This window comes from Pseudomonas sp. GG8, assembly GCF_052976945.1.
On the sequence record NZ_JBRIIP010000001.1, the window covers coordinates 4,841,296 to 4,859,419 of the forward strand.

An 18,124-nucleotide genomic window follows, 5' to 3' on the forward strand; every position below is an offset into this window, starting at 1 on the left:
ATAACGACGTCCGGCACAATCAATCATGCGACTTCAGATACCTGCGCCCGACGTGGATCGGGTTGTGACCAGGTCTCGGCAGCAGCTTCGTCGATGGCGAGCTGGATAGCGCGCTTGCGCTGATCTTCAGCCCGACGGCTGAAGAACCAGACCATGAAGGTCGCTATCGAAACGGCCAACAGGATCAAGCTGGCGATGGCGTTGATTTCCGGTTTAACGCCCAGGCGCACGGCGGAGAACACTTCCATCGGTAAGGTCGTCGAGCCAGGGCCCGACACGAAACTGGCGAGGACCAGATCGTCCAGCGACAGGGCGAAAGACATCATCGCGCCCGCAGCCAGTGACGGCGCAATCATCGGGATGGTGATCTGGAAAAACACCTTCCACGGCCGCGCCCCCAGGTCCATGGCCGCTTCTTCAATGGACAGGTCCAACTCACGCAAGCGAGCCGAAACCACCACCGACACGTACGCCGCACAGAACGTTGTGTGAGCGATCCAGATGGTGACGATGCCGCGTTCCTGCGGCCAGCCGATCATCTGCGCCATGGCCACGAACAGCAGCAACAGCGACAGACCGGTGATCACTTCAGGCATCACCAGAGGGGCCGTCGCCAACCCACCGAACAGCGTCCGGCCTTTGAAGTGAGCGATACGCGTCAACACAAACGCAGCCATGGTCCCCAGCGCCACGGCGGCGATCGACGTATAGCACGCGATCTCCAGCGAACGCATGACAGAACCCATCAGTTGGGTGTTATCCAGCAGGCCAACGTACCACTTGATCGACCAGCCACCCCAGACCGTCACCAGCTTGGAGGCGTTGAACGAGTAGATAACCAGGATGACCATGGGGGCGTAGATAAATACCAGGCCCAATATCAGCATCATGTTCGAGAATCTGAAGCGCTTCATGCTTTAGCCTCCAGTTCTTTGGCCTGGCTACGGTTGAAGAGGATGATCGGCACGATCAGGATCGCCAGCATCACCACCGCCAGAGCAGACGCTACCGGCCAGTCACGGTTATTGAAGAACTCTTGCCACAGCACTTTACCAATCATCAACGTCTCGGGACCGCCCAGCAGTTCCGGGATCACGAACTCGCCCACTACCGGAATGAAGACCAGCATGCAGCCGGCGATAATGCCGTTTTTGGACAACGGCACGGTGATTTTCCAGAAGCTGTTGAAGGTGCTCGAACCCAGGTCCGAAGCGGCTTCAAGCAGGCTTTGATCATGTTTCACCAAGTTGGCGTACAGCGGCAGGATCATGAACGGAAGGTAGGAATACACCACGCCGATATAGACCGCCAGGTTGGTATTGAGTATCTGCAAGGGCTCGTTGATGACCCCCAGCCACATCAGGAAGCTGTTGAGCAGGCCGTTGTTGCTAAGGATGCCCATCCACGCGTAAACGCGAATCAGGATCGCGGTCCAGGTTGGCATCATGATCAATAGCAGCAAGACCGTCTGGCTTTCTTTGCGCGCCGTGGCGATGCCGTAGGCCATGGGATAGCCGATCAGCAAGCACAGCAGCGTGCTGAAAAACGCCATCTTCAGCGAGCCCAGGTAAGCAGCGATGTACAGCTCATCATCGCCGAGCATCGCGTAATTGCCGAGGTTGAGAATCAGCTGCAGTTTCTGTTCGATAACGTTGAAAATTTCGGTGTACGGCGGAATCGCAACGTCTGCCTCAGCGAAGCTGATTTTCAGCACGATGATGAACGGCAGCATGAAGAACAGGAACATCCAGAGGAAAGGGACCCCGATGACCAACTGCCGGCCACCGGGAATTATTCGGCTGAGCGTGCGTGTTATTTTTCGCATTTTCATGAGCGTAATACCACGCCGCTGTCGTCTTCCCACCATACGTAGACTTCATCGTCCCAGGTCGGACGTGCACCACGGCGTTCAGCGTTGGCAACGAACGACTGGACCATCTTGCCGCACGGCAACTCGACATAAAACACCGAGTGGCCCCCCAGGTAAGCGATGTCGTGTACTTTGCCGCGCGACCAGTTGTACTCGCAGCTTGGCATCATCGTGGTAACCAAAAGCTTTTCCGGACGAATCGCATAGGTAATGTGCTTGTCTTCAACCGACGTACTAATACCGTGGCCGACGAAGATATTGCGTTCCAGTTCCGGGCTTGCGATCAGCGCGTGACCTTCGGCGTCATCGACGACTTCGCCTTCGAACAGGTTGACGTTGCCGATGAATTCGCAGACCAGCCGGCTGGTCGGGGTTTCATAAATATCAATCGGGCTGCCAATCTGTGCGATCCAGCCCAGGTGCATAATTGCGATGCGCTGGGCCATGGTCATGGCCTCTTCCTGATCGTGGGTCACCATGATGCAGGTCACGCCAACGCGCTCGATGATCTCGACCAATTCCAGCTGCATTTGCGAGCGCAGTTTTTTGTCCAGCGCACCCATGGGTTCGTCGAGCAGCAACAGCTTCGGCTTTTTCGCCAGCGAGCGCGCCAGGGCCACACGCTGGCGCTGACCGCCGGACAACTGATGCGGCTTGCGCTTGGCGTACTGGCTCATCTGCACCAGCTTGAGCATCTCAGCCACGCGGGCATCGATCTCCTGAGCGGAAATCTTGTCCTGCTTTAAACCGAAGGCGATGTTCTGCGCGACGGTCATATGCGGGAACAGCGCGTAGGACTGGAACATCATGTTGATCGGCCGCTCGTAGGGCGGCATATCGGTGATATCCACGCCATCAAGGTAGATACGCCCCTCGGTCGGCCGCTCAAAGCCTGCGAGCATGCGCAGAAGCGTGGACTTTCCTGAACCAGAGCCGCCGAGCAAGGCAAAAATCTCGCCTTTATTGATTTGCAGGGACACGTCGTCCACGGCAATCGTCTCGTCGAACTTCTTCGTGACCCGGTCGATTTTGACCAGCACCTGTTTAGGTTGCTGACCACCTTCGAGGGCTTTCTTATAGGCGCCGGAGGCAACTGCCATTTGGTGAAACTCCCAACAAAATTTGCAGCCCGACCAGTACAGCCGGGCCTGGATTTTTCTTATTTACCCGACTTGACCTTAGTCCAGCTGCGGGTCATTAAACGTTGCACCTTCGGGGGCAACTCAGCATTGACGTAAAGCTTGTCCAGGACCTCTTGCGGTGGATAAACCGCGGCATCGGTGCGTACTTTCTGATCCATCAACGCGTCAGCCTTTAAGTTCGGGTTGGCATAGCCGACGGTGTCGCTGACCTGAGCAATCACCTCCGGCTTGAGCAGATAGTTAATGAAGGCATGGGCCTCTTTGACGTTGCTCGCATCACGGGGGATCGCCAGCATGTCAAACCACAGGTTGCCGCCTTCCTTGGGGATGACGTAAGCCACCTTCACGCCCTTGCCGGCTTCTGCCGCGCGGGCTCTTGCCTGGAACACATCACCGGAAAATCCGGCGGCCACGCAGATGTCGCCGTTGGCCAGGTCGGTGATGTATTTGGACGAGTTGAAGTACGTCACGTAGGGCCGGATGGCCAGTAACTTCGCTTCCGCTTTTTTGTAATCTTCCGGGTCTTCACTGTTGGGTTTCAGGCCCATGTAATTGAGCATGGCGGGAATCATTTCATCGCCAGAGTCGAGAAACGCTACGCCGCATTTAGAAAGCTTTTTGATGTTCTCGGGCTCGAACAACATTGCCCAGGAGTCGATCTTGTCGACACCCAGTACCGCCTTGATTTTATCGACGTTGTAACCAATACCATTGGTGCCCCATAGATACGGCACGGCGTACTGATTGCCCGGATCATTCTTCTGCAGACGCTTGAGCAGCGCCGGGTCGAGGTTCTGCCAATTGGGCAACTGGGCCTTGTCGAGTTTCTGGAACGCCCCGGCTTTGATCTGCTTGCCCAGGAAGTGGTTGGACGGAACGACCACGTCATAACCGGTATGCCCGGCGAGCAGCTTGCCTTCAAGCGTTTCGTTGGAATCGAATACGTCATACAACGGTTTGATGTGGGTGGCCGCTTCAAAGTCCACCAAGGTGGTCTCGCCGATATAATCAGACCAGTTATAAATATGCACCGTGGAAGCGGCTTGAACACTGACCGCCAAGGTCAAGCTCGCACCGACCAACAATGCGTTGTGAAAATAAGAAATAGACAATGGGGTGGTCCTCTTCTATTGCGGGCCTTTTGCCCGTGTCAGACAGCACGGTACCTGCCGAACAACAAAATCGGCGCGTAACTGACCTTCGATAAACCCATCCAGCCAAAAACACTTCAATAGCATGGGTGCGATCCCCTGCAAGAACCCATGTATTGGCGAAGGCGGCGTATCCATCACACCGCGTTGCGTTCTTCGCCAACACATCAGCCCCTGCAAGTGATCCACGCTGGTCTTACACGAGCATTACTTGCCCGATTTGATCTTGGTCCAGCTGCGCGTCAGAAGTCGCTGTGTTGCGGCATCCAAATCGCTGATGGCGTACAGTTTTGCCTGCACTTCGGTCGACGGATAAACGCCTGGGTCGGTACGGATATCTTCGTTGACCAACGGTGTTGCTGCGGCGTTGCCGTTAGGGAAGTGCACGCTGTTGGTGATTTCAGCCATGATTTCCGGTTTCTGCAGGAAGGTCATGAATTTGTAAGCACCTTCGACGTTCTCGGCATCCTTGGGAATCGCAACCATGTCGTAGAAGCTACCGGCCCCTTCCTTAGGAATGCTGTAGCTGACCTTGACCTTGCCACCGGCTTCTTCAGCACGGGCTTTGGCCTGGTAAACGTCACCCGAGTAACCGACCGCCACACAGATGTTGCCGTTGGCCAAGTCACCGATGTACTTGGAAGAGTGGAAATAGGTGATCGATGGGCGGATTTTCAGGAACAAGTCTTCAGCTTCTTTCAGCTGCTTTTTGTCCTTGGTGTCGGTTGGATAACCTAAGTAATGCAGGGCCACCGGAATCATCTCGGTTGGCGAGTCGAGGAAGCTGACGCCACAGCCCTTCAGCTTGGCTGCGTTCTCTGGCTTGAACAGCAAGTCCCAGGAATTGACCGGCGCATCAGCGCCCAAGGCTGCTTTAACTTTTTCGGCGTTGTAACCAATGCCGATCGAACCCCACATGTACGGGAAGGCATGCTTGTTACCTGGGTCGCTGGCTGCGCCCACGGTTTTGAGCAGATTCTCGTTCAGGTTTTTCCAGTTAGGCAGCTTGGAGCGGTCCAGTTCCTGATAAACGCCGGCTTTGATTTGCTTGGCCAGGAAGTTGTTGGACGGCACCACAATGTCGTAACCGGACTTGCCGGCCAACAACTTGGCTTCGAGTGTTTCGTTACTGTCAAAGACGTCGTAAACGACCTTGATGCCCGACTCTTTTTCAAATTTCGCGACGGTATCCGGTGCGATGTAGTCGGACCAGTTATAGACGTGCAGAACTTTGTCATCGGCCTGAGCAGCAGCGGCCACTACGCCCATAAGGGACAAGGCGAGGAGGGTCTTGCCAAATATCTTCATGCGTACAGCTCCGTTGTTTGAACACTAACCGTTGGGTAGCGGCAACTGAATCCGCCATGAGTCTGGCAAGATTCCGGGCGGGCTTTCAAGACCACATGGCCCGCCTTAATACCTGTCCACTGCATACATCAAAAACCAGCCCTGTTTAAAGTGAGTGAAAATCGTTGAACTTGCTACGGTTTCACTCACCTCAATCAAGCACTTTTCCACCTGATCCCAGCACTTAGCCTTGTATGGCACGTAAGGTCAGGTCCAGGCACGTACGAGCCTTGGTCACCAGCTCATCAATCTCAGCAAAACTGATCACCAGCGGCGGCGCAATGATCATGGTGTCGCCCACGGCGCGCATGATCAGGCCGTTATCGAAGCAGAACTGTCGGCAAATCATCCCGACGCCCTTGCCGGTATAACGCTCACGAGTGGATTTATCTTTCACCAGCTCGATTGCACCCAGCAGCCCTACGCCCCGAACTTCACCTACCAATGGGTGATCATTCAGCTCACGTAAACGCTTTTGCAAATAGGGTGCCGTTTCTTCCCGGACGTGCTCGATAATTTTTTCATCGCGCAAAATACGGATGTTTTCCAGGGCCACCGCAGCGGCAACCGGGTGACCGGAGTAAGTGAATCCGTGGTTGAAATCGCCGCCTTCGTTAAGCACGTCGACCACTTCATCGCGCACGATCAAACCACCCATCGGGATGTAACCCGAGGTCAGGCCTTTGGCGATGGTCATCATGTCCGGTCTCAGGCCGTAGAAATCGCTGCCGAACCATTCGCCGGTGCGACCAAACCCGCAGATCACTTCATCAGCGATAAACAGGATGTCGTACTTGGCGAGGATCTCTTTGATCTTCGGCCAGTAGGTGTCGGGTGGAACGATCACACCGCCCGCGCCCTGGATCGGCTCGGCAATAAAGGCGCCCACGTTGTCGACGCCCAACTCGAGAATTTTCTTCTCCAGTTGCTCGGCCGCCCAGACCCCGAATTCATCCGGGCTCATGTCGCCGCCTTCGCCGAACCAATACGGCTGTGCGATGTGGACGATGCCGGGGATCGGCAAGTCGCCCTGTTCATGCATGCCAACCATGCCACCCAAGCTGGCGCCAGCAACGGTCGAACCGTGATAGCCGTTGATTCGGCTGATGATTATTTTCTTCTTCGGCTGGCCTTTGATCGACCAGTAGTGACGCACCATGCGCAGCACGGTGTCGTTGCCTTCAGAGCCCGAACCAGTGAAGAACACATGGTTCATGCCTTCCGGCGCAATATCGGAAATGACTTTGGCCAACTCCAGGACCGGCGGGTGAGCGGTCTGGAAGAACAAGTTGTAATACGGCAGCTCGCGCATTTGCTTGCTGGCGGCATCGGCCAGTTCGTCACGGCCGTAACCGATGGCCACGCACCAGAGACCGGCCATGCCGTCGAGAATCTTGTTGCCTTCGCTGTCCCACAGATAAACGCCCTTGGCGCGAGTGATGATGCGCGGGCCTTTTTCTTTCAATTGTTTGAAGTCGCTGAACGGCGCCAGATGGTGATCATTGCTCAAGGCCTGCCAGACGCGCGTTTGTGGATTGTTATTACTCATGCCGCTCTCTCCGTATTCAAAGTGGCGCGGCCGACCATAGCCGCGCCCATCATAATCAGACCGCGAACAGCAGGAACTCACGTTCCCAAGAGCTGATCACGCGCTTGAAATTCTCATGCTCGGCACGCTTGACCGCGACGTAACCGACAATGAATTTCTTACCGAGGTATTTTTCGATTGTCTTGCTGTTTTCCATTCGCTCCAGCGCGTCTTCGATGGTCAACGGCAGACGCAGATTGCGTCGTTCATAACCACGCCCCACGACCGGCGCACTCGGATTGATTGCTTCGACCATCCCGATGTAGCCGCACAGCAGGCTCGCCGCGATGGCCAGATACGGGTTGGCGTCGGCACCCGGCAGGCGGTTTTCCACCCGACGGTTTTGCGGACCCGCATCTGGCACCCGAAGGCCCACGGTCCGGTTCTCTTCACCCCACTCCACGTTCACCGGTGCCGAAGTATCAGGCAGGAAGCGGCGGAACGAATTGACGTTCGGCGCGAACAACGGCAACAGCTCGGGGATGAATTTTTGCAGGCCACCGATGTGGCACAGGAACAACTCACTCATCGAACCGTCTTCGTTGGAGAAGATGTTTTTGCCGGTGGCGATATCGATCACGCTCTGGTGCAAGTGCATGGCGCTGCCTGGTTCGCCGGTCATCGGCTTGGCCATGAAGGTTGCCGCCACGTCGTGCTTCAGCGCGGCTTCACGCATGGTACGCTTGAACACCAGAATCTGGTCGGCCAGCGACAACGCATCACCGTGACGGAAGTTGATTTCCATCTGCGCCGTGCCGTCTTCGTGGATCAGTGTGTCCAGGTCCAGATTCTGCAGTTCGCACCAGTCGTAAACATCCTCGAACAACGGGTCGAATTCGTTGGCAGCTTCTATAGAGAACGATTGACGACCGGTTTCCGGGCGACCGGAGCGACCAATCGGCGGCTGCAACGGGAAGTCCGGGTCTTCGCAACGCTTGGTCAGGTAAAACTCCATTTCCGGGGCCACAATCGGCTGCCAGCCCTTGTCGGTATAGAGTTTCAGGACTTTCTTCAATACGTTGCGCGGCGACAGCTCGATCGGGTTGCCTTGCTTGTCGTAGGTGTCGTGAATCACCTGAGCCGTCGGTTCGATGGCCCATGGCACCAGGAACACCGCGTTCTGGTCCGGGCGGCAGATCATGTCGATGTCCGCCGGGTCCAGCAGTTCGTAATAGATGTCATCTTCGACATAATCGCCGGTGACCGTTTGCAGCAACACACTCTCGGGCAAGCGCATGCCTTTTTCGGCGATGAACTTATTGGTCGGTGAGATCTTCCCGCGAGTAATCCCAGTGAGGTCGGCAATCATGCATTCGACCTCAGTGATCTTGTGCTCTTTCAACCAATCGGTGAGCTGGTCGAGATTGGTACTCATAAATACCTCAGGAGGTAGACACCTTGGCCCCGAAGGGGTCAGGCACTTTCTGACGCGGCTGCGTCGCGTTGTATTGCCCGCTTTCTACAGGCATCGCCAAATGCCTGGAAAATCGCAAGATAATGCGGATTCGAGGTCACTTGCCACTCGGGGTGCCATTGCACACCTAAAGCAAAACCCGAGCCTGCCGCGACCGAGACCGCCTCGATCAACCCGTCAGGCGCCAGAGCCTCGACGCGCAAGCCCGGCGCCAGACGCTCAACGCCCTGACCATGAATCGAATTGACTTGAATGTCGCTTGGCAGGCCAAGGCCCGCGAGCACGCCGCCCGGCTGGATATGCAGGATATGGCTTGGCCCGTACTGGACTTCGAGCGGCTCGTTATCCTGTTCACGGTGGTCCATGAATGTTCCAACTTCATGAACACGCTGATGCAGGCTGCCACCGAAGGCCACGTTCATCTCCTGAAACCCCCGGCAAATTCCCAACACCGGTACGCCCGCCGCCACAGCAGCACGAATCAGGGGTAGAGTAGTGCGGTCACGATCAGGATCATGAGCGGTGCCCGGCGCGCTGGCTGGACCGTCGTAATAGGAGGGGTCGACATTGGAGGGCGAGCCGGTGAACAGGAGTCCATCGACGCTGGCGAGTATCTGGGCCGTGTTAAATAATTCAGCCAGTGACGGCAATATCAGCGGCAAGCCCTTGGCAGCGATTGCGACTGCGCGGACGTACTTGTCGCCACTGATGTGATAACTGTGCAGACCGATCTGCTTGGTGCAGGCGGTCACGCCGATTAACGGCAGGCGAGACATGGAACCCCCGAGTATTATTGCTGTTATGGGTTGCAATCGAGCTTAGCCTTGTTCATTTTTTTTCACAACACCCCCGTAAAAAATAGAACACAGCCCGCTCAAGCCCGCAGATTCTAAGGCTGTCAAAACGCAATACTTGCCCTAATTTGCGGCAAAAACGGCCTCTGAGCGCTTTTTGAGTGCAAAAAAGAGCTCTATTGACTTCATGATGGCTTTCGGATTGACTGAATCCCACGAAGCTCGATGATTGATATTTTTAACAACAAAGGTGTTGCATCATGTCGGTACCCCCGCGTGCCGTTCAGCTTAACGAAGCGAACGCGTTCCTTAAGGAACATCCTGAGGTTCTGTACGTTGACCTTCTGATTGCAGATATGAATGGTGTGGTGCGTGGTAAGCGCATAGAACGCACCAGCCTCCATAAGGTTTACGAGAAAGGCATTAACTTGCCTGCCTCTTTATTTGCCTTGGATATCAATGGCTCAACGGTGGAAAGCACCGGTCTGGGTCTGGATATCGGTGATGCTGACCGAATCTGTTATCCGATCCCGGGCACCCTGTGCAATGAGCCGTGGCAAAAGCGCCCAACCGCGCAACTGCTGATGACCATGCACGAAATCGAAGGCGAACCCTTCTTTGCCGACCCCCGCGAAGTACTGCGTCAGGTCGTCAGCAAGTTCGACGAAATGGGCCTGACTATCTGCGCCGCATTCGAACTTGAGTTCTACCTGATCGATCAGGAGAACGTGAACGGTCGCCCACAACCTCCGCGCTCGCCGATTTCCGGCAAACGCCCTCACTCGACTCAGGTTTACCTGATCGATGACCTGGACGAATACGTCGACTGCCTCCAGGACGTTCTGGAAGGTGCCAAGGAACAAGGCATCCCGGCTGACGCCATCGTCAAGGAAAGTGCCCCGGCGCAGTTCGAAGTGAACCTGCACCACGTTGCCGACCCGATCAAGGCATGCGACTACGCGGTACTGCTCAAGCGCCTGATCAAGAACATCGCTTACGACCACGAAATGGATTCGACCTTTATGGCCAAACCCTATCCGGGTCAGGCGGGTAACGGTCTTCACGTCCACATCTCGATCCTTGATCGCGATGGTAAAAACATCTTCACCAGTGAGGATCCCGAGCAGAACGCCGCATTACGTCACGCGATCGGCGGTGTGCTCGAGACCCTACCGGCATCAATGGCGTTCTTGTGCCCGAACGTTAACTCCTATCGTCGTTTCGGCGCACAGTTCTACGTGCCGAACTCGCCGTGCTGGGGCCTGGACAACCGGACGGTCGCGTTGCGCGTTCCGACCGACGCTCCCGATGCCGTGCGTATCGAACACCGCGTAGCCGGTGCCGATGCCAACCCGTACTTGCTGCTGGCCTCTGTGCTGGCGGGCGTGCACCACGGCTTGACCAACAAGATCGAGCCAGGCGCCCCCGTAGAAGGCAACTCCTACGAGCAGAACGAACAAAGCCTGCCCAACAACTTGCGTGATGCCCTGCGCGAGCTGGACGACAGTGAAATCATGGCGCGCTATATCGACCCGAAATACATCGATATCTTCGTCGCCTGTAAGGAAAGTGAGCTGGAAGAGTTCGAACACTCCATCTCCGACCTCGAATACAACTGGTACCTGCACACCGTCTAACGCTGTGCGATAAAAAGAACGCCGTCGGCCGCAAGGTTGGCGGCGTTTTTTTGTGGCCGCTGCACTGCAACCCGTACAATGCCCACTGCCCAAAACAGGAAATCACCCATGACGCGACTCGCCGCGCCCCGTAAACCCCGCGCACGCAGCCAGGCCCGGATCGACTCGATTCTCGATGCCGCCCGCACGCTGCTTGCCGCCGAAGGGGTGGCCAGTCTGTCGATCTACAGCGTTGCCGAACGTGCGCAAATACCACCGTCTTCGGTTTATCACTTCTTTGCCGGCGTCCCGGCCCTGCTCGAAGCCTTGACCGCAGACGTCCACGCTGCCTTTCGCGCCTGCCTGCAAGCGCCCATAGAACACGAACAGCTGACGAGCTGGCGCGACCTGTCACGACTGGTCGAGCAACGGATGTTGAGTATCTACAGCGCCGATGCCGCCGCCCGCCAACTGATCCTCGCACAACACGGCCTGACCGAAGTCACCCAGGCCGACCGGCAGCACGATATCGAGCTCGGCAATCTGATGCACGCGCTGTTCGCCCGGCACTTCCAGCTCCCTGCCCTGCCGGACGATGTCGACGTGTTTGCGTTGGCGATGGAACTCGGCGACCGGGTTTACGCCCGTTCGGTGCAGCTCCACGACCAGATCACCCCGCGCCTGGCCGAAGAAGGCATGCGGGTGTTCGATGCGTACCTTGGATTGTATTTACCGCCGTATCTGCCCAAGAAACACATCGCCCCCCTGTAGGAGCGCGCTTGCCCGCGATAAGACGGGGCAAGGGCGCTTACATGGATTGCGTTTTTCACATAAAAAACCCCGAAGGGCTTTGGCCGTCCGGGGTTGTCTGCAACGCATCGATCACAGCTTGGCGATCGATACCTCAGTGGATTTGACGAAGGCGATCACTTCGCTGCCAACCACCAGCTCCAACTCTTTGACCGAGCGGGTAGTGATCACGGAAGTGACGACACCTGACGCTGTTTGTACGTCGATTTCCGACAACACCGGGCCTTCGAGGATTTCTTTGATGGTGCCTTTGAACTGGTTACGAACGTTGATAGCTTTAATAGTCATGATGTATTTCCTGTAAGAGTTGGGGGTTCAAACGGTATCGGTACGGTTCGGTTATTGGGCCCAACGCAACTGCGTGGGCAACGGTGATACGGGCTCCGGTTCAGGCGGCGAGCCGGGTATCTGCAGCACCCGGTTCAGTACTTGGGTTTCAAGCGCAGCCAGGCGATGAGAGCCACGTACCCTTGGACGAGGCAGGTCTATCATCACGTCGAGGCCGACCTGGCCCTCTTCAATCAGGATCACCCGATCAGCAATCGCCACGGCTTCGCTGACGTCATGGGTGACCAGCAACACGGTGAAGCCATGCTGTTGCCAAAGGCGTTCGATCAGTTGCTGCATCTCGATACGGGTCAGTGCATCCAGCGCACCTAGGGGCTCATCGAGCAGCAGCAGTCGCGGTTGGTGAATCAATGCCCGAGCCAGGGCCACGCGCTGCTTTTGCCCGCCGGACAAGGCTGCCGGCCATTCATCGGCGCGCTCCGCCAGGCCCACAGCATCCAATGCGTCCAAAGCGCGTGGGCGCCAGTTGCCCTGTAAGCCAAGACCCACGTTATCGATAACTTTTTTCCAGGGCAGCAACCGCGCTTCCTGAAACATCAAACGGGTATCTTCCAGCGCATCACTGAGCGGTGCTGACCCCGCCAGCAGTTCACCGCCAGTCGGTTTATCAAGACCGGCCAACAAGCGAAGCAGGGTGCTTTTGCCACAACCGCTACGACCAACCACCGCGACGAATTGCCCCGCCGGGATATGCAGATCGATATCGCGAAGCACCTCGCGCTGACCGAAGGTTTTGCGCAGCTTGCGTACCGCCAGCGGAATACCGCGCAGCAGGTGGGGCGGCTGTTGCTGCTTAAGACTGCTCATACCGCACCGCCTTTTACCGTTTGATACGCCGGATGCCAGCGCAGCCAGACACGCTCCAGACCGCGCGCCGCAAGGTCCGCCAGCTTGCCGAGCACCGCGTAAAGAAGAATCGCCAGGACCACCACATCGGTCTGCAGAAACTCCCGGGCATTCATTGCCAGGTAACCGATTCCTGAACTGGCGGAAATGGTTTCAGCCACGATCAGGGTCAACCACATAAAGCCCAGAGCGAAGCGCACCCCCACCAGAATCGAGGGCAATGCGCCCGGTAAAATCACCTGCCGGAACAATGCGAAACCGGACAGGCCATAGCTGCGTGCCATTTCCACCAGCGCCGGATCAACGTTGCGAATCCCGTGATAGGTGTTCAGGTAAATCGGAAACACGGTGCCCAACGCCACCAGAAAAATCTTCGCAGACTCATCAATGCCAAACCACAGGATCACCAACGGAATAAGCGCCAGATGCGGCACGTTGCGAATCATCTGCACCGAGCTGTCGAGCAGGCGTTCACCCCATTTCGACAGGCCTGTGATAAAGCCCAGCGCCAGGCCGAGACCACCGCCAATGGCGAATCCGATCCCGGCACGCCAGCCACTGATTGCCAGGTGCTTCCAGATTTCGCCGCTGCGCACCAGGCTTATGCCCGCTTCGATGACGGCGCTCGGCGCCGGCAGGATGCGAGTCGAAAGCCAGCCCGCGCTGACCGAGAGTTGCCAGACCGCCAACAACAAGACTGGAAGTGCCCAAGGCGCCAGCCTGTGAATGATTTTTTGCGAAGCACTGAGGCTCATGGAGTTGTCTCCTCTAGGGGCCTGTTGATTACTGAGCCGTGGCTACTTTGGCCGGGGGCGTCCAGATCACGTCTTTGATGCTCAGCGGCTTGGGAATCAACTTGAGCTGGTAAAAGGTGTCAGCGATTTTCTGCTGCGCCGCGACCACGTCTGGGCTGATGAACAGTGCCCCGTAACCTTGGCGTTTGACGGCGGTGCGGGTGATGTCCGGCGTCAGGCCGAGCAATGGCGCGACCTGTTGGGTCACTTCATCGGGGTTGGCCTTGGACCACTCGCCGACGGCGCGAACTTCCTCGACCAATGCCTGAATCACTTGCGGATGTTTTTCAGCGTACGGCTTGGTTGCCAGATAAAACTGATGGTTGTCGACGATGCCGGTGCCGTCACGCAGAGTGCGCGCTTGCAGTTGTTGCTCGGCGGCCGCTTGGTAGGGGTCCCAGATAACCCAGGCATCCACACTGCCGCGCTCGAAAGCGGCACGCGCATCGGCCGGCGGCAAGAATACGGTCTGGATATCGCTGTACTTCAGACCAGCATCTTCAAGCGCACGCACCAGCAGGTAATGCACGTTGGAGCCTTTATTCAGTACGACTTTTTTGCCTTTGAGGTCCTTTATCGACGTGATCGGTGAATCTTTGGGGACCAGAATCGCTTCACTGGTCGGGGCCGGCGGCTCATACGCGACATACAGCAGGTCGGCACCGGCCGCTTGAGCGAACACGGGCGGTGTTTCGCCGGTCACGCCAAAATCGATGGAACCCACGTTCAGCCCTTCCAGCAACTGCGGACCACCCGGAAACTCGGTCCATTGCACTTGCACGTTTTGCTCGGCGAGGCGCTTCTCCAGCGTGCCTTTGGCCCTCAACAAAACCAACGTGCCGTACTTCTGATAACCGATGCGCAGGGTTTCTGCCTGAGCTTGAGTAATAGCGCCGAAGGTGACAGCCGCAGCAAACAGAGCGACCAAGCTTCGACGCAAAATGACAGTGCGCATGGCGCTCTCCTTTGCTGTAGCTATGAAGTTGCACCTGCTTGCCCGTTGGCGGGTGAGTAAGGTGGGGTTAGCGATTTCGCTAAGTGAACAGACATTAACAGGTGTTTTTTATATCTATAAATCTTATTTTTTCATTTGTTTATTCTTAAATTGCATATGCAATTTAAGCGCATGAAATTAGCAGGCCTCCAAATCGCAGACGAAAAAAAGGGCCGATTCAACGGCCCTCTTTTCAACAAAAAACAACCTCACCAGACAGCGAGGCTTATCGGTTAGGTTGCGGCGTCAGACGCAGGTAAGGCGTGACGGCCTTATAGCCTTTGGGGAAGCGTTTCTTGATTTCGTCTTCGTCCTTGATCGACGGCACGATGACCACGTCATCCCCGTCCTGCCAATCGGCCGGCGTTGCGACTTTGTAGTTATCGGTCAGTTGCAGCGAGTCGATGACCCGCAGGATTTCATGGAAATTACGCCCGGTGCTGGCTGGGTAGGTGATGGTCAGGCGAATTTTTTTGTTCGGATCGATCACGAACAGCGAACGCACCGTCAGGGTGTCGCTGGCATTGGGGTGGATCAGGTCGTACAGGTCCGACACCTTGTGGTCGGCGTCGGCCAGGATAGGGAAATTAACGATCGTGTTCTGGGTGGTATTGATGTCGTCAATCCACTTGATGTGGGAATCGACCGAATCCACCGACAGCGCAATCGCTTTAACCCCGCGTTTGGCAAATTCATCCTTGAGCTTGGCCGTAAAACCCAGCTCAGTGGTGCACACCGGCGTGAAGTCGGCCGGGTGGGAAAACAATACACCCCAGCTGCTCCCAAGCCACTCATGGAAATGGATTTTCCCCTCACTTGATTCCTGCTCGAAGTCGGGGGCGATATCGCCGAGTCGTAGGCTCATGGTGCGGCTCCTGGTTGACTATGAAGCGCCCTACTTTGCACCGATCCAAAAGAAATAAAAAAGAATGAATTTTAATTTGTTTATTCATTTTGAATCTAAAGAACCTCACTGCCTTCCTCTGCCCCCTTCAACTCAGCAAGGCTCTCACCCAGGACGCCCGGAACAGTTAAATTTTCACGCCTATTTCACCGTTCATTGACGTATGGACCTGCACACTAACCTCCTACTGGTGCTATTGGGCGTCGGGTTCAGAACCTTCACCCGTTGGAACGTATTTTGTTGTTTATCTGATGACGCGTTACAACGCTGAGAATTGCCGTGGGAGCGGTTTAAACATGGAGTACAGACTTTGCTGAGCGGAACCCGACGTTTGTTCCATCCAAGTAACTTCGCAAAAAACAAAACAAAACTGGCCGCGTTAGTCTGTGTAGCCGCTTTGGCAAGCGTGACATTTTTCCTGTTGAAACCCGCTGCGGTTCCTGACCTTGCAAAAGGCAACAACGTCACGATCACCGACTTCAAATCACGCTGGGCTCAAGGTGACATGATCGTCCTCGTGCGCCACGTCGAGCGCTGCGATCACTCCTCTGCGCCTTGCCTGGGCCCCGCAGACGGCATCACCCTGCCGGGCAAAAGTGTCGCCGAAGCCGTAGGGCAACACTTTCAAACGCTCGGTCTGGGGAAGGCCGACATTTACAGCAGCCCTATGACCCGAACGGCACAAACCGCAGCCTTCATGTTCAACTACACGGGCGCGGGTCAGGAGTGGCTGTCCAATTGTCGGCAAACCATGCTCAGCGACTCGCTTCAACACAAAGCGAAGAACCGCAATCTTGTTCTGGTGACCCACAGCGAATGCATGAACGCGCTGGCGAAAACCATGAAGTTTCGTGACTCACCGACGCCCGACTACGGATCGTCGCTGTTCATCACGGTTGATGATCAACAGCAACCCCATTTGCTCGGTTTTATCAACGCGAACGATTGGCCGAAAGTCCTGGCCAATTGAATTCAGCTGATAGCAAATAGTGTTGCACCGTCTGGACCATGAAAACCCAGACAACAAAAAGCCCCGCAAGCGGGGCTTCTTGTACTCAATACACTTACAGGAAAGAGTAGGTGTAGTTGAAGATCAGACGAGTCTGGTTTTGGGAATCAATACCAGTACCGTCGCCACGGTAAGCGCCGTTGCTCAGGGTGGTGCCGAAGCCTTTGAGGTAACCGGTCTGGATCACGTAATCCACACGCATGTCACGTTCCCACTCGGAGTGATCTACACCCGCGAGAGTCTTGTCTTTGATGTTATCGCCACTCAAGTAAGCGATCGAGGCTTTCAGGCCCGGAACGCCAAGCCCTGCGAAGTCATAGGTGTACTTACCGAACGTGGTGTTCTCACCGGCACGAACGAAACCATTGATCATGGAGTCAGTGAACAGGTAGAAGCTCGGGCCGCCGTTGCCTTCGTTTGCACCAGATGCCTTACCATTTGTAGTGACATTACCCTGGTTCAGGTAGACGAAACCGCCGTCGTTGCTGACACGCTGGTGACCCAGCAAGAACGAGTTGCCACCCAGTTGGTAGGTGAACATCGCACTCCAGGTGGTGTTATCAACCTCTCCTGGTTTCTTGGCGTAACCACCGTTGTTGTTGAACGCGTACCCAGCATCACCGGCGCTGCTCTTGCCATCGGAACTGCTGTTGAAATAGCGCACATCGGTTTTGAACGACTGATTGTCGCCGATTGGCAGAACGTGTACCAAGCCGAGGAAGTGCTGTTTGTAGAAGTCTTCCAGATTCGCGTAGTAGTACTGCAAGGTCAGGTCTTTAGTAACCTTCCAGTCAGCACCGGCGAAACGGAACTGGTTGCTGTCCATCGTGGCGCCGTTAACCGACAGGCCAGTGCTGTTGGTGGTTGCACGGCCGGTGGAGTGCTCCAGTTGACCACCGACAAATGTTACGTTGTCGAGGTCTTTGGAGGTGATGATGCCACCGTCGTAGTTCGCCGGCATGGTGCGGCTGTCGTTAGCCGTCAGAATCGGCAGTTGTGGGGCCAAGGCGCCACCCACGTGCAATTCTGTTTTGGAGTAACGGAACTTGACGTTCGCGTCGCCACGAGCAAGGTCATGTACGGCAGAGTTGTCGTGATCGCTTGGCCAGAATGTGTTTGGATCTGGATGGTTACCACGGCCACCATCAAGGTGCAGCCCGTAAATCAGCTGTGCGTCAACACCGACGCCAATGACGCCTTGGGTGAAACCGGAAAGGTAATCGAGTTTCAGAACCTCAGCCGTTTCGCGCTGATCTGCTTTGCCGGAATGGTTGTCATTGTCGAAGAAAAACGTACGGGAACTCAGGTTCAGCTTGCTGTCTTCGATGAAACCAGCAGCACCGGCTTGTTGGGCCAAAACCCCTACTGCGATGGCCAAAGCCAAGGTGGACTTGTTCATTGTTTCGCTCCTCGTGTATCTAATTTTTGTATTTCCACGGGTCTTGAGGCAAAAGCTCAAGCCCGCAGATGCGCGATTAGCGCCAGACCCGACCTGTT

Annotated in this window: 17 protein-coding genes; 3 read left to right on the top strand and 14 right to left on the bottom strand. The window is 56.0% G+C overall.

Going from position 1 to position 18,124, the window contains the following annotated elements; all coding sequences use genetic code 11:
* Nucleotides 1-23: 23 nt before the first annotated feature.
* From ACVBEG_RS22895 to ACVBEG_RS22930, 8 genes are all read right to left on the bottom strand, one after another.
* Entirely contained in the window at nt 24-914 is an 891-nt protein-coding gene (locus tag ACVBEG_RS22895; RefSeq protein WP_322177390.1) for an ABC transporter permease subunit, read from the bottom strand.
* Nucleotides 911-1,792, bottom strand: a complete 882-nt coding sequence (locus tag ACVBEG_RS22900; RefSeq protein ID WP_322182984.1) for an ABC transporter permease subunit — start codon at nt 1,790-1,792, stop codon at nt 911-913. Before ACVBEG_RS22900 ends, ACVBEG_RS22895 begins: the two co-directional genes overlap by 4 nt.
* A gap of 35 nt (nt 1,793-1,827) precedes the next feature.
* Nucleotides 1,828-2,970 (bottom strand): polyamine ABC transporter ATP-binding protein, encoded by a 1,143-nt coding sequence (gene potA, locus ACVBEG_RS22905; RefSeq protein ID WP_322177389.1) that lies wholly within the window; start codon nt 2,968-2,970, stop codon nt 1,828-1,830.
* A gap of 59 nt (nt 2,971-3,029) precedes the next feature.
* Nucleotides 3,030-4,124, bottom strand: coding sequence for a polyamine ABC transporter substrate-binding protein (locus tag ACVBEG_RS22910; protein ID WP_322177388.1), 1,095 nt, complete (start codon nt 4,122-4,124; stop codon nt 3,030-3,032).
* Between the two features lie 246 nt (nt 4,125-4,370).
* On the bottom strand, nt 4,371-5,471 hold the full coding sequence (locus ACVBEG_RS22915) for a polyamine ABC transporter substrate-binding protein (protein ID WP_322177387.1): 1,101 nt from the start codon (nt 5,469-5,471) through the stop codon (nt 4,371-4,373).
* 223 nt (nt 5,472-5,694) lie between these two features.
* Nucleotides 5,695-7,059, bottom strand: coding sequence for an aspartate aminotransferase family protein (locus ACVBEG_RS22920; RefSeq protein WP_322277875.1), 1,365 nt, complete (start codon nt 7,057-7,059; stop codon nt 5,695-5,697).
* 55 nt (nt 7,060-7,114) lie between these two features.
* Entirely contained in the window at nt 7,115-8,473 is a 1,359-nt protein-coding gene (locus ACVBEG_RS22925) for a glutamine synthetase family protein (RefSeq protein ID WP_322177385.1), read from the bottom strand.
* Nucleotides 8,474-8,511: 38 nt separating this feature from the next.
* A complete protein-coding gene (locus tag ACVBEG_RS22930; protein ID WP_322177384.1) occupies nt 8,512-9,288 on the bottom strand; it encodes a gamma-glutamyl-gamma-aminobutyrate hydrolase family protein in 777 nt (258 codons plus the stop codon).
* Between the two features lie 278 nt (nt 9,289-9,566).
* Between ACVBEG_RS22930 and ACVBEG_RS22935 the strand changes: the two genes are divergently transcribed.
* On the top strand, nt 9,567-10,943 hold the full coding sequence (locus ACVBEG_RS22935) for a glutamine synthetase family protein (protein WP_322177383.1): 1,377 nt from the start codon (nt 9,567-9,569) through the stop codon (nt 10,941-10,943).
* A gap of 108 nt (nt 10,944-11,051) precedes the next feature.
* Nucleotides 11,052-11,693, top strand: coding sequence for a TetR/AcrR family transcriptional regulator (locus tag ACVBEG_RS22940; RefSeq protein ID WP_322177382.1), 642 nt, complete (start codon nt 11,052-11,054; stop codon nt 11,691-11,693).
* A gap of 111 nt (nt 11,694-11,804) precedes the next feature.
* Here the strand turns inward: ACVBEG_RS22940 and ACVBEG_RS22945 are convergent, their stop codons facing one another.
* The 5 genes from ACVBEG_RS22945 to ACVBEG_RS22965 form a co-directional block, all read right to left on the bottom strand.
* The gene (locus ACVBEG_RS22945; RefSeq protein ID WP_219063645.1) at nt 11,805-12,020 is read right to left on the bottom strand and encodes a TOBE domain-containing protein; all 216 of its coding nucleotides are present in this window, start codon (nt 12,018-12,020) and stop codon (nt 11,805-11,807) included.
* Nucleotides 12,021-12,071: 51 nt separating this feature from the next.
* Entirely contained in the window at nt 12,072-12,887 is an 816-nt protein-coding gene (gene ssuB, locus ACVBEG_RS22950; RefSeq protein WP_323566094.1) for an aliphatic sulfonates ABC transporter ATP-binding protein, read from the bottom strand.
* Nucleotides 12,884-13,681, bottom strand: coding sequence for an aliphatic sulfonate ABC transporter permease SsuC (gene ssuC, locus ACVBEG_RS22955; protein ID WP_322177380.1), 798 nt, complete (start codon nt 13,679-13,681; stop codon nt 12,884-12,886). Before ssuC ends, ssuB begins: the two co-directional genes overlap by 4 nt.
* A 28-nt stretch (nt 13,682-13,709) precedes the next feature.
* Nucleotides 13,710-14,675 carry a sulfonate ABC transporter substrate-binding protein gene (locus ACVBEG_RS22960; protein ID WP_322177379.1) on the bottom strand — a complete coding sequence of 322 codons (966 nt, stop codon included), beginning with the start codon at nt 14,673-14,675 and terminating at the stop codon, nt 13,710-13,712.
* Between the two features lie 265 nt (nt 14,676-14,940).
* A complete protein-coding gene (locus ACVBEG_RS22965) occupies nt 14,941-15,579 on the bottom strand; it encodes a peroxiredoxin (protein ID WP_447108332.1) in 639 nt (212 codons plus the stop codon).
* Between the two features lie 349 nt (nt 15,580-15,928).
* On the opposite strand from ACVBEG_RS22965, the gene pmrG reads away from it, so the two are divergent.
* Nucleotides 15,929-16,588 (top strand): lipopolysaccharide core heptose(II)-phosphate phosphatase PmrG, encoded by a 660-nt coding sequence (gene pmrG, locus ACVBEG_RS22970; protein WP_330201373.1) that lies wholly within the window; start codon nt 15,929-15,931, stop codon nt 16,586-16,588.
* Nucleotides 16,589-16,682: 94 nt separating this feature from the next.
* Here pmrG and ACVBEG_RS22975 read toward each other — a convergent pair whose 3' ends face one another.
* Nucleotides 16,683-18,026 carry an OprD family outer membrane porin gene (locus tag ACVBEG_RS22975; protein WP_322177376.1) on the bottom strand — a complete coding sequence of 448 codons (1,344 nt, stop codon included), beginning with the start codon at nt 18,024-18,026 and terminating at the stop codon, nt 16,683-16,685.
* Nucleotides 18,027-18,124 lie beyond the last annotated feature (98 nt).